This is a genomic window from Acidimicrobiia bacterium, from assembly GCA_018057765.1.
GTDB lineage: Bacteria > Actinomycetota > Acidimicrobiia > IMCC26256 > JAGPDB01 > JAGPDB01.
In genome coordinates, this window is sequence record JAGPDB010000019.1 from 1 (window position 1) to 12,913 (window position 12,913).

General features: G+C 35.5%; 12 protein-coding genes and 2 tRNA genes. 2 read left to right on the forward strand and 12 right to left on the reverse strand.

Features of this window, described 5'->3' with window-relative positions:
* Both KBF89_06760 and KBF89_06765 read left to right on the forward strand, forming a co-directional pair.
* A partial coding sequence (locus KBF89_06760) for an EAL domain-containing protein (GenBank protein MBP9116029.1) occupies nt 1–368 on the forward strand: 368 nt, incomplete at its 5' end.
* A 59-nt stretch (nt 369–427) separates the two neighbouring features.
* A complete protein-coding gene (locus KBF89_06765; GenBank protein MBP9116030.1) occupies nt 428–1,237 on the forward strand; it encodes a YihY/virulence factor BrkB family protein in 810 nt (269 codons plus the stop codon).
* 107 nt (nt 1,238–1,344) lie between these two features.
* Here KBF89_06765 and KBF89_06770 read toward each other — a convergent pair.
* From KBF89_06770 to KBF89_06825, 12 genes are all read right to left on the reverse strand, one after another.
* Nucleotides 1,345–1,421: transfer RNA gene (locus KBF89_06770), tRNA-Val, on the reverse strand.
* A gap of 41 nt (nt 1,422–1,462) precedes the next feature.
* Complete coding sequence (locus KBF89_06775; GenBank protein ID MBP9116031.1) at nt 1,463–2,290, reverse strand: inositol monophosphatase; 828 nt, start codon at nt 2,288–2,290, stop codon at nt 1,463–1,465.
* Between the two features lie 86 nt (nt 2,291–2,376).
* Entirely contained in the window at nt 2,377–2,730 is a 354-nt protein-coding gene (locus KBF89_06780) for a WhiB family transcriptional regulator (protein ID MBP9116032.1), read from the reverse strand.
* Between the two features lie 328 nt (nt 2,731–3,058).
* Nucleotides 3,059–3,919, reverse strand: coding sequence for a hypothetical protein (locus tag KBF89_06785; protein ID MBP9116033.1), 861 nt, complete (start codon nt 3,917–3,919; stop codon nt 3,059–3,061).
* Nucleotides 3,916–4,314 (reverse strand): hypothetical protein, encoded by a 399-nt coding sequence (locus tag KBF89_06790; GenBank protein ID MBP9116034.1) that lies wholly within the window; start codon nt 4,312–4,314, stop codon nt 3,916–3,918. The genes KBF89_06785 and KBF89_06790 overlap by 4 nt, the downstream gene beginning before the upstream one ends.
* Nucleotides 4,315–4,415: 101 nt before the next feature.
* Nucleotides 4,416–4,488 (reverse strand) — tRNA-Ile (locus KBF89_06795).
* A 94-nt stretch (nt 4,489–4,582) separates the two neighbouring features.
* A complete protein-coding gene (locus KBF89_06800) occupies nt 4,583–4,954 on the reverse strand; it encodes an NUDIX domain-containing protein (GenBank protein MBP9116035.1) in 372 nt (123 codons plus the stop codon).
* Between the two features lie 1,480 nt (nt 4,955–6,434).
* Nucleotides 6,435–6,884, reverse strand: a complete 450-nt coding sequence (locus KBF89_06805; protein MBP9116036.1) for a GNAT family N-acetyltransferase — start codon at nt 6,882–6,884, stop codon at nt 6,435–6,437.
* A gap of 7 nt (nt 6,885–6,891) precedes the next feature.
* Nucleotides 6,892–9,312, reverse strand: a complete 2,421-nt coding sequence (locus tag KBF89_06810; GenBank protein MBP9116037.1) for a DNA topoisomerase 4 subunit A — start codon at nt 9,310–9,312, stop codon at nt 6,892–6,894.
* A gap of 20 nt (nt 9,313–9,332) precedes the next feature.
* Nucleotides 9,333–11,321: a DNA gyrase subunit B gene (locus KBF89_06815; GenBank protein MBP9116038.1), complete on the reverse strand. Its 1,989-nt coding sequence runs from the start codon at nt 11,319–11,321 to the stop codon at nt 9,333–9,335.
* Between the two features lie 127 nt (nt 11,322–11,448).
* Entirely contained in the window at nt 11,449–11,826 is a 378-nt protein-coding gene (locus KBF89_06820) for a hypothetical protein (GenBank protein MBP9116039.1), read from the reverse strand.
* Between the two features lie 63 nt (nt 11,827–11,889).
* Complete coding sequence (locus KBF89_06825; protein ID MBP9116040.1) at nt 11,890–12,912, reverse strand: HAMP domain-containing histidine kinase; 1,023 nt, start codon at nt 12,910–12,912, stop codon at nt 11,890–11,892.
* Between the last annotated feature and the right edge of the window lies 1 nt (nt 12,913).

The window sequence follows — 12,913 nt, forward strand, 5'->3', positions numbered from 1 at the left end:
AGATAAGAGATTTAGGGTTTAAATTGCGGATTGATGATTTTGGAACTGGATATTCATCGCTTTCATATTTAAAAAGAATGCCAATAGATGGTTTCAAAATTGATAAAAGCTTTGTTGACGGTTTAGATATTGATGAAAATGATACCGCTATAGTTCATGCGCTATTAGGGCTTGCACACGCTATGAAACTTACTGTTACAGCTGAAGGTATCGAGCTGGAAAGTCAACGAGATTCATTGCGTAAACTTAATTGCGATTACGGTCAAGGTTATTTATTTTCTAAAGCTGTACCAGCTAAAGATGTTGTTTTAATGAATAATGTTAATTTTAAAAGTGTTAGTTCTGATGAATCATTAGATACGGCATAAACGACACATTAGCTTATTTTAGATGTCCGCTTATATATTGATCTAGTAGAATTTTGTTAATGAAAATTATTTATAAAATCAAAAAGCAGGTTGATGATTTTGTGTCTTCGCATAAATCTTTAAGCTACGCTAAAGACATACAATCGAGTTATAACAAAAATAATGGCCATCTAAGAGTTGGCTCAATTACTTATTATATGTTTATGTCTATCTTGCCACTATTAATAGTATCTCTAACAATCTTCGACATTGTATTCTCAAGTAATCCACGCATTAAACAAGACTTAATAGACTCAACTTTATCCACAATTCCTGTCATAGGTCCAACACTCGAATCTAACCTATCATTTGTAAAAGAACGTGGAATCACGCTGATAATAACTTTGACAATTCTTCTCTGGACAGTACGACGTGGCGCATTAGCACTCGACAGCTCTCTACAGGCTATATCTAAACGAAGTCATGAATGTAGCAATGTTTTTACAAAAATTCTTCGAGCTTACGGCACGATGATAATTATTGGAATTGGATTTTTTGTGCCCACACTACTCAGCTCCATATTTAATAACAACTTATTAATGCAGTCCTTAGTCTTAATTTTTAGTATTTTGTGGAATATATTGTTACTTTTTCTGATATTTGTTGTGCTCATAGATCGCAAATATGCAACGAGAAAAGGGACTGTAATTGGTGGGTTAGCAATATCTTTAATTCAATTTTTCAGTGTATTTATAGTTAGTAGATCACTTGAAAATTCACGACCACTATACGGAACATTAGCTGTAGTTCTAGCACTTCTAATCTGGATTGCTCTGCAAATTAAAATTGTATTATATTCTGCAGTTATAAATACATTCGACGAAAAATAACTTAAGAATAAATTACAATTTAAATTTAATGTAAGAAGAATATGGATTTAATAAATATCAAGCGATAGATTTTGATAAACAATGTCCATTAAAAAAATGAAGAAATATGGTGGGCGTTGAGGGACTCGAACCCCCGACCCTCTGCTTGTAAGGCAGATGCTCTAGCCAACTGAGCTAAACGCCCGAAAAGAATTGTACTTTTAGATACAACTTTTTTTCGAGTCATTACTTTAACAGATCAAGTACCTTTTCATGAAGTCGAGCACTCCCAGTTGCACAAATTTGACCATTAGTTAACCATTCTGTTTCATTACCTGACCAATCACTTATTATTCCACCTGCTTCTCGTAATATTATTGCACCTGCCGCGCAATCCCAAGGTTTAAGAAAACTCTCCAAATAAATCCCGAAACTACCCTGTGCCACCCAACTTAGGTCTAGTGCAGCTGATCCAGCACGTCTCATATCTTCAAAATTTTTATAAAGACTATTTGAAAGTTCTAAATGTGATTCAATAAACTCAGGATTCCTAAATGGTACTGATGTTGCAAAAAGTATTTTATCGTCACCTTCATCAATAGTTTTTAGCTTCATTTCATTATTTCCATTCAAATCATAACGAAACGATCCGTGCGCATTCTCAGCAACAAACATTTGTCCCAAAGTAGGGGCTAGAACAACTCCCAATACAATCTCATTATCTATTTGCAAACCTATTGAAACACAATATCCATTAAATGAATGCATATAGTTACTTGTACCGTCTAAAGGGTCAACTATGAAACATGTTGACGGTAATTCAATTTTTACTTTATTTCCTGATGTTTCGAATGAAGTAGATTCTTCACCAATAAATATGATTCCATCATCAAAATTTGCTAGTTCTGATTGAATTATTTCTTCACATTCCCTATCTAGTTCTGTGACAAAATCTGCTCGACCTTTAGCTTCGATATGTATAGTTGTTTCAAACCTATCAAGGAGACGATTTGATGCAAGTGTTGCTGCACTCAACATACTTTTTTTTGCTTGGGCTAGATCGATATTTGCCATATGATAATTCTACTTCGTTAATTTGTATTTGCTGAAATGTAGATTTTGTTATGAAGCCTAATTGTAACAACCTAATGAAGTTACAATTATGCAATCTGTTTTACACTAAACACTACTGCTTGCGCTTCTTGCTGGTCTTTTTCCTGTTTGGATGGCCGCCCACGACCTCGTTTTGATAATAATTCTTCACCATCAACGAAGATAACTCCACCCCATACACCTGCATATGGTGGATCTAGTCGTGCAGAAGCCAAACATTCCTTTTGATTTGGACAAGACAGGCATAATTGTTGTGCAATTCGCATATCTTTAGTATTTTCAGAAAAAAATAATTCTGTCTTGCCCCTACACAATACCGATTCTTTTACTTTCGTATAACACGATAGTTTTTTGTCTTGTTCACGATGTTCGTATATTTGTTTATGCTCTAGTAGCGTCATTTGCTTTTCCTTTAAAGAATTTGTGGTTAAAAAAACCGCCGGTTAAAAACTGGCGGTTTATAAGAAATTTCTTTAAAGAATCAGAATTTGTGTCTAAATAAGAAACCTCTGTCGCCAGATTGTGGTTTGCGTCGTAATTGCCGGTACTTTTAATAGTGTCGGTGAGTGCATTACCACTGAATATGATGCAAAAATATTAGTGAATGCCTTAAAATCAGTGATTTTGGATACAATTGTCCCAGTAATCGATGAAAAGCCACCAAGATTTCGCATGGTTTCTAAATTTAACATGTAACTAGCTAAGCACATTCCACTAGTTAAGATCAAGCTAATTAATGAAATATTCTGGAAATATTTTTACAAGTACTTCATCTAATGAAAAAGATCGATATGCCATAATCCCACTGGAGACTAAAATGCCTTCTGCATCTCTACGTTTGACCGTTGCACCAGCCATTTTTGCAATATATTCAGCAGCTAGGTAATCCCAAGGATTTAGCATTACATCTTTATCATCAACATAGAGATCTAATGCAGAACGAGCGACGTCGCAAATAGCTAATGCGCTAGAACCAAGATTTCGTAAATGTCTAAATGGCATTGGTGGTCCTACATGTGAATTGAAATTAACTGTTGAAGAATTAAGATTATCTGCAATAGTACCTGGAGTTAAATTCGTGATATTAATATCCATCAGATTGTCAACAATCCCAGTTTTCACATTTTTATAGCTAACTCCGCCTATACCTGACGCTCGATATACGTTACCAGTTGTTTGATCGACAACTACACCACCTACAACTACACCTTTAGAAACAAGTGCAGCAGAAAAACTCCAATATCCTAAACCTTTAGATGCATTTGTTGAACCATCGATGGGGTCAACGATCAGCCATAGAGAGTTATGTTGTAAAGCATCTTTATCTATAGGTTGTTCTTCACTAACAACACAGCCTTTGAACCCTTCACAAGATTGTGTAAGGATAGCATCAGCAATTACATCAATTTCATATTGATTTGCATGAGTATGCGTAGGATTTATTGCATAAGATATGCGTGTTTCTCTATCTATTGTATTTACTGCTGTACGTATTTTATATGCAATCTCTTCACAACGATCTAATACTATTTCTATTTGTTCTGCATTTATTGACTCATTATTTGATGGATTATCTGATGCAGTTGTCATTTGATCTCAGTTTCATTTTTAGTTCTAATCATTGATACAACCCATCTATTTATAGTCTTAGTTAGTTGCATATCAATTTTAACTTTTTGATCGATAAATGATATTTCTAAAAGTACAAAAGATGAATCGTTAGATACCATATCTTCAAGAATTTCTATATTATATTTTTTCCCGACAAGGCTTATATCTGTTTGACTTTTAAGCAATTTTATTACATCTGTTCTAACTACTTTTATGCTGGATAATGCTTCTAATGTAGTTTTATCATCTCTTATAACTGCATCACAAAATGCTTCAGCTGTATCTACCGGTCCAGGGGGTTGCGATTTAGCCATAAATACTACAAGTAATATGCACATGATAAAAAATATTACGAGTGGAATCAACAATGCCATTGAGATATTTTACACTATTTTTGAGAGACAAATCACAGGGAACAAAACAAGAAAACCACTAGGAATATCTAGTATCTTCAGTTTTTGAACTAAACATTCAGTGGGGCAGGCGGGGTTCGAACCCGCGACCGAACGATTATGAGTCGTTTGCTCTAACCACTGAGCTACTGCCCCGTAAAATCCTTTTAAAAGATTTCAAGGATAATACTATAGATAATTTCTACTTATTATTATGAATTGTTGACAATTATTAATGGAAAAATTTTATTTATTTTCTTTGTAACTTTATTAGCCCACGTTTTATGCCACTATCTACGACATTGAGTGCAGTTGGTAATTCGAACCAGGCTACTTTTTGAGATTCGTCTTCTGGCGGATTAATAAATATATTTTCACAATATCCAAAGAATTGAATATCATAATGAGTATGGCCATACCCAGTATCGTGAATATCTATATTGAAAATTTCTGGATCGAATGATGGCAAAAGACCCGTCTCTTCGAATACCTCACGCTGTGCCGCTAATATAGGCGTTTCTCCTAAATCTATGTGACCGCCAGGTTGTAACCACTTGTGAATACGTTTGTGAAAATGCAAGCACACGCCTAATTTCGAAGTGATAATCGCGGAAGCTGTCAAGTGGTGGTCGCCTAACGATTGTTCCGTTATTTCGTCGTATTGATTTGAACGCACCAGTTTTAGAATGGTTTTTAATTGTGCTTCTTCTTCTATCGTCTCCGGTGAATAGGCTATAAGCTGTTGGCTCAACTGCTCCGATAAATTTTGGTATAAAAGTGCTGATTTCGTTTTGTTCGATAAGTCTAAGGTCACGAGTTATTATGCTAACACGTAATGCGCAAATAGCGACACAAGTAAATGAAACGGCAATAAATAAAAGCATTTGTATTTGTATGGTGAAGAATTGAGAAAGAAATCCAAGACTAATAGCAGCAATAATTCTCGATCTTGCAGATCGCTGATTTAGACCATTACAAAATGTTTTGTATCTTTCTCCATTGAGTTCTTTCGCCGCCAGCGTATGAATTGAAGAATAAGCTAGAGCCGACCCCACTCCCTCTATTACCGCACCAAAACAGGCCCAAAAAAGACCAAAATATGAACAATACAATACAAGACCTATGATTACCATGGCAGATGCATACAGCAACAGATGCCATTGCGTCTTTATAGAAATATTAATTTTTGTGTTTATTTTTGGTATCACAAACACTCCACAAATATATGCCGTCAGGCCAAATATGAAAAAGAGTAATGAATCCACTCCCTGCGAAAGGTGCGATACTGTTTTTAGAGCGACTGGCATTATACAGACAGAAAGACCACCAACAATATGGCTACTTAAATCGATCATGGAAAGAGTTCTATTTTTGAAACTATTCTTTTCATTTTCTTTTATATCTGGTTCGAGCCTCCTTTTAAATGTTTTTTGATTATATTGAATATAGCCAGAGGTAATCAAGAAACATAAAAGACCAAACATAAACGAAGTAATTATTATGGGCAAAAAGTCAAGATGTAAGAATACAAAAGTAGCTGTTATAGCACTAATGCAAAGTATTCCCCCCATGTTAAAACCTACTAGTTTTGAAGCAAATGCATTATCGGCTTCAATATGTTTATGTGAAATTATTGGCATAGTAACTTCAAAAGATACTTTGGCAAAACTACATATAAATACAACAAATATAAAAACATAAAAATTATTTGTCAAAAGAATCATTAGTGAACAAACTGAACCTAACAATGAAGCGGATACTTGTAGAGCTTTTATCGAATATTTTGAAAAAACATTGTCACATAGTTTATTTGCAAATAAAGTAGCACCTTGTAGCATTATTGTGACAATCGCAGAATTTAATATTGTTAAATCCAATTTAATAACTAGTAACACAAATGCAGAAGTCAAGAATCCAACACGTGTAAATCCATACAAAAATTGAAGCCATAGTATATGCTTTTTGAGCATATGGTCTTCAGTGACTTGAGGTGTTTCGCGTATTTTACGCATAATACGTATTATGCTGAAATTTTAGATAATAAGCTATAAGTTTTAGTACTTTTGCAAAAAAAATTAATCTCTTAAAAAGGTTATTGTATTTTAAGTTAGGGATTTACGAAATAACTTTGTCTCAACTTTAATATAACCATGCTTTACATATAAAGACTGAGCTGAAACCCTTAAATCGCTGCTGTGTAGTTCTATGCGAGAAGCACCCAATTCAATTGCTTCTTGTTCAAGAAATAATACTAAATTATCTCCAATTCCTTGGTTTTGGAAGTCCTTGCACACTGCTAGGTCCTCAATTATTGCTGTTTTATGACTTAATGAATCATATGGTTTTATTAGAGTTGCCATAGCTACTACATATTTACCTATTTTACCTAGATAGAAGTTACTGGTTTCACTATTGCAAATATCTATTATTTCTTTTGGATCATGTACCCAATTTTCGCTTAAATGTATGCTGGCAAATAGCTTATTATAAACATCCGCAATTAGAGGATCATAGGAATGCTGTTGCTCAAACGTTAGTTCTGACAAGTCCATTTGCTTATCAAACAGCGTCAGCAACACTATAAATTGAGCTTACATCGCCTGAAAGACCTTTAACCTTTACACCACTACCTTCACGGTCCTGTAAAGTAATCGAAACTGTTGGAACAGATATGGCGCCCACATCGCTCACAAATGCTGTAACTTCGCCAAGAGCTAGACAAATCGCACTAAGAGTTCCACGAGATGGCTGCAATTTCATTGCACGCATACCAGAACCAGCACGTGATTGTAATGTCATATTCGAAACATGCATACGTTTTGCAAAACCCTTATCAGTCGAGATCACACAATCGTCATCTTCAAATACACTAATAGCACCAATAACACGATCTTTATCTTTAAGTTTTATTGCTCTAACAAAACCAGCTGATCGTGAGCTAGCACGAATATCTATAAATGGGAAACGGATACCTTGACCGCTATTTGTTACTACCAGCATTTGATGATCATCATCATCATAGACATCGCAAACAGAAACTACTTTTTCGCTAGTACCCAATTTTGCACATACAACTCCATCTTTACGTGTAGCTATATCTTTTAGATTTTCGATATCTACACGTTTAATACCACCAGAGTCAGATAGCATTACTATTGCACTTACATCATTAATATTAATTATAGATAGAGGTATTTCGCCGGAACTCAGAGAAATAAGTGAAGAAACTGCAACTAGTTTATCTCTATTAATTTCATGACAATTGATACGATATGCTCTACCGAAATTTGTTACGACCAAGATTGAGTCAAGGCTAGTTAGTTCATAGGCATTAGCAACAACATCATTATCTTTGGTGGAAGTAATTTTTGCACTACGCGATGCCGCGTTAATTGCACGTACATAATTTCTCGCTGTCACATTAACTATTAAATCTTCTTGAGCTACTAGTGCCGTAGTGTCAATAACTCCACTATCAGATTTTTCGATCTTTGTTTTTCGTTTTTTATCGATTGTTCCTAAGAAGGTGTTTAAATCATCTTTTAATAATGCTAATACTAAAGCAGGATCTCGCAATAAAGCTTTAAGTTCTCTGATTGATTTCTTTAATTCTTTAGCTTCTATCGCTAATTCTTTTTGACCGAGTTCTGTTAGACGACCTAAAGCTAGATCTAAAATATGACTTGATTGAATTTCAGAGAAATCAAAAGGCGTAAGTTGCAATTTCTCTCTGGCTACTCCCCTATCCTTTGAAGCACGAATAAGTGCAATAATCTCATCAATCATTTCTACAGCGCGAAGCAGTCCTTCAAGTATATGATACCTAGCTTCACATTTATCTAAACGAAATTGTGAACGACGACGTATGACTTCTTTCTGATGAGTTATCCATTCTGAAATAAACTCATCTAAACGCAATGTACGAGGTACCCCATCTACTAATGCAACCATATTCATAGGAATAGTAGTTTGCATAGGCGTATGTTTATAAATATTATTCAAAATAACATTTACATCTGTACCTGGTTTTAACTCAATAACTAAACGTGTTTTACCTTGGCCTGATTCATTCCTAATATCTTTAACGCCTTGAATAGTTCCAGATTCAACTGCTTCAGCTGCTTTTTCAGCGATTGACTCAATAGAAATTTGATAAGGAATCGAATGAATAATGATCGAAGTCCTGCCTTTTGATTCTTCTAAAAGATATTCGCCACGAACACGAAGAGAGCCTTTACCTTTTGTATAGGCATCTCTAAGTCCATCTACACCAAGTATTGTTGCACCTGTTGGAAAATCAGGACCTTTAATGAACTTCATAAGATCATTAACTGTTGCTTCCTCATGGTCGAGCACATAGACAGCAGCACTAATAACTTCACATGCATTATGTGGTGGTATGTTTGTAGCTAAACCTACAGCAATACCTTGAGAGCCATTTATTAAAAGACTTGGAATTCTCGCAGGTAAAACAACAGGCTCTAATACACTTGCATCAAAGTTATCAATAAAATCGATAGTGTCTTCATCGATATTTTCTAAAAGTCTTTCTGCATTAGTAGCTAAACGTGCTTCTGTATAACGCATTGCAGCAGCTGGGTCATTTGGTGATCCAAAATTTCCATGCGGATCAATTAATGGTAAAGTCATCGAAAAATGTTGACCCATACGAACCAGAGCCTCATAAATTGATTGATCACCATGTGGATGAAACCTACCCATAACATCACCAACAATACGTGCGCATTTAACAAAGGGACGATCACTACGTACCCCAGTATCGTGCATGGAATATAAGATACGGCGATGAACAGGCTTTAATCCATCACGTACATCTGGCAATGCACGCGAAACAATAACGCTCATTGCATATTCTAAAAAGGCGCCTTCTACTTCTTCGACAAGTGCTTTGGTTGGAATGGCTGCGCTAAAGAGCTCTTCTTGAACCTTATTTTTCTTCGATGGCTTCTTTACTGTCATTGTCTTCCTTAAAGTTCAAACTAAATATCTATATTTTCAATTTCTTTTGCATTTTCTTCAATGAATGTGCGTCTAGCACTGGCATCATCGCCCATAAGACGCGAAAGTACATCATCGCAAATAGTAGCTTGATCAATATCCAGACGAACAAGTCTCCTAGTTTCTGGACTTATAGCTGTTTCACGCAATTCTTTAGAATCCATTTCACCAAGACCCTTAAATCTTACAAACCTAAGTTGGCTTCTCTTGTTTTTATCAATAAGCTCTTGTCGTTGTGCTTCATCGGCTACATAAACTTTTTCACCTTTTATTTCTGTAGAATATAAAGGTGGTTGTGCAACATATAAATGCCCACCTTCAACAAGCTCAAACATTTGTCTATAAAAAAATGTAATTAATAATGTTCGTATATGTCCACCATCAACGTCGGCATCAGCCAAAATAATAATTTTATTATAACGAATTTTTTTAATGTCAAAATCGCTGCCAATACCAGCGCCAATAGATGATACTAAAGTTTGTATTTCTAAATTTTTTAAAATTTTGTCAAGAGGAGCACGTTCTACATTTAAAACTTTTCCCCGCAAAGGTAATATTGCTTGATGTTTAGGATCACGCGCATCTTTCGCGCTACCACCTGCAGAGTTTCCTTCTACAATGAACAATTCAGAATTTTCTGGTTTTTTAGAAGAACAGTCAGCAAGCTTACCTGGTAAACCGCCCGAGTCCAATGAAGATTTTCGTCGTGTAAGATCTTTAGCTTGTTTTGCAGCTTTACGAGCTTTTGCTGATACCAAAGATTTATTTATTAGAGATTTAGCTTCACTCGAATTTTGTTCTAACCATGCTAAAAAGAATTCCCCAGTTGCTTTTTCAACAGCTGATCTCATAATTGTATTACCAAGCTTCGTTTTTGTCTGACCTTCGAACTGGGGTTCACCCAACTTTACACTAACAACACAACACATTCCCTCACGAACATCTTCACCTTGCAGGTTCGGGTCTTTATCTTTAATTAAATTTGATGCCCGCGCAAACTTATTACAAGCTGAGGTTAATGCTCGCTTGAAACCTTCAGCATGCATCCCCCCTTCAGTTGTTGAGATACCATTCGCGAAAGAATGTAATGCTTCGTGATAGCCGGTGTTCCATTGCCATGCAACATCGATTTCGCCTTCAGGCACTGATACAGAAAATGACCCTATAGTATTAAATAGTGGTGATTTAGATTGATTTAGATGTTTAACAAAATCGACTATTCCACCTTCATAAGAAAAAGTTATTTCTTTTCGTGGTTCATCCGCCGAAGAAGATCGTTCATCATGAAAACCAATAGTCAAACCTTTATTTAGAAAGGCCATTATTTGCAAGCGCTCGCAAATAGTATTTATTTTAAAATCAGTAGTATCGAATACATCTTTATCAGGCCAGAATTTTATTGTTGTTCCGGTACGAGTTTTTGGGACAGTCCCAACTTTTTTCAACTTTCCTTGCGCAACTCCACTCTTAATAACTTTGCCGGTTTTTTCAGCAGCAAATGCCATTTCGAATTGTGAGCCTTCACGTTCAATATGCAATTCTAATTTTGAACTAAGGGCATTCACGACTGAAATACCAACACCATGCAAACCGCCAGATACCTTATACCCACCATCACCAAATTTACCGCCAGCGTGTAAGGTAGTTAAAACTATTTCAGCTGCCGATTTTTTCTTATCACTAGGATGCGGGCCAGTAGGAATACCTCTACCATTATCAACAACCCGACACCATGCTCCGGAACTATCTTGACCAATAGTTATATCTATACGATTACAATGCCCAGCCATTGCTTCATCTATAGAGTTATCAACGACCTCCCAGATAAGGTGGTGCAACCCTTGCGAACCCGTAGATCCGATATACATTCCAGGACGTTTACGCACAGGGTCTAAGCCTTCTAAGACTGTGATCTGCCCTGCATCATATGTTGAATTTGTTTTAGTTTTAGATTCTTTTTTTATCGCCATTGTCTTCCATAAATACTTAAAATATCTTCTTTTTACAATCATAGTATTAAATCACCATAATTGTTGACTATGGAAAAACGGCGACCATTTCTGTTCGCCGTCATTTATCTTTGGGGGATAAGATTTTTTATGTGCTTGGGACAGTATCTGGATTAGCTGGTGATATGTCAACTGGTGATTTTTCTGGTGGTTGCTGTTGGCCAGGACCTTGTTGTTTACCAGGAACTTCATATCCTCCATGGTCTAACCCAGGACGATTATTACCTCTTATACTGTCGCCACCATCACGGCCTCTAAGACGTTGATTATCGCCTCTATTTCCATGATCGTCCATTCTTGAACAGAACCCTAAGATACCAACAAACAATACCGCTACTATTAACATTCCTAATGAAATATATAGATACTTGATCTTCTTTTCAAGCTCATCAATCCTTTCTATCACGCTTGTATTAACTTGCGCTGTTACATTTTTTTCATTTTGATCTTCATTTTCTTTAGACATCTCTGCTCCTTAATTTCATTTACAGTTTCATTAAACAAGATGAAACTGAAGTTTTGCTTAGAGTTAACTAGTCGGCAGAATAATTCTTATGATGGTTCCTTTTGGATCATTTGACAAAGCGCTAATATGACCATTATGTAATAGGACTATATTTCTAGCGATCGACAGACCTAATCCAAAACCCTCATTCCCATCTTTAGTTCTTGATTTATCTGTTCTATAGAATCTATGAAATACGAGCTTTTGCTCTTTAGCATCAATTCCCATACCGGTATCGGCGATATCAATTTGGGTTTTTTTACCGATCGATTTAGCTTCGATATCAATTTTGCTATCTTTATAACTATATTTAATTGCATTGTCCAAAATTATTATAAATAGTTGTTTTAGTTTTTCGAATTCACCACGAACAAAATTTACTTGTATTTCAGAAGTTATTACTATATTTTTCTGATTTGCGTTTAATTTTGTATTCTGAACTGCATCATTAATCAACTTCTTTAAATCACAATCAAAAAATTCTTCTTTTTGGCTTTCGCTATGTGCCAATGTTAAAAGCGCATTAGAAATATTCGTCATTTTTTTTACTTCATTCAAACTTGACTGTAATATTTCTTTTGACTCATCTTTAGTTAATTTTTTAGATCTTAACGCCACCTCTATTTCACTCTGCATAACAGCAAGAGGAGTCCTCAATTCATGACTCGCATCAGAGGCAAACCTGTCTTGTTTCTCCATCGCTCTCTCAATAGGGCTAAGTGCCTTAATGGCCAGCAAATAGCTTAAGAATGTCCCAAAAAATAATGCGCCAAAATTAATTAAAAGTAGTTGCTCTTTGAGGCGAATGCGGCTTTCATCGATTCTTCCGCTTCGGAAATCTTCAAAATCGTTAAATCTATCTTCTGCCTTTTCATGACTTATTTGTTTTGGTGGAATTCGCGCAGGTGCTGGTCGCAATCCTCTTTTTATCTGATCTGAAGATACTTTATATATTGCTACCGAAAAAACAATAGATAAGAACATGATTATAGATAAATAGGTTGCAGATAGTTTTAATCTATTTTTAGTATGAAAATTTATATACATT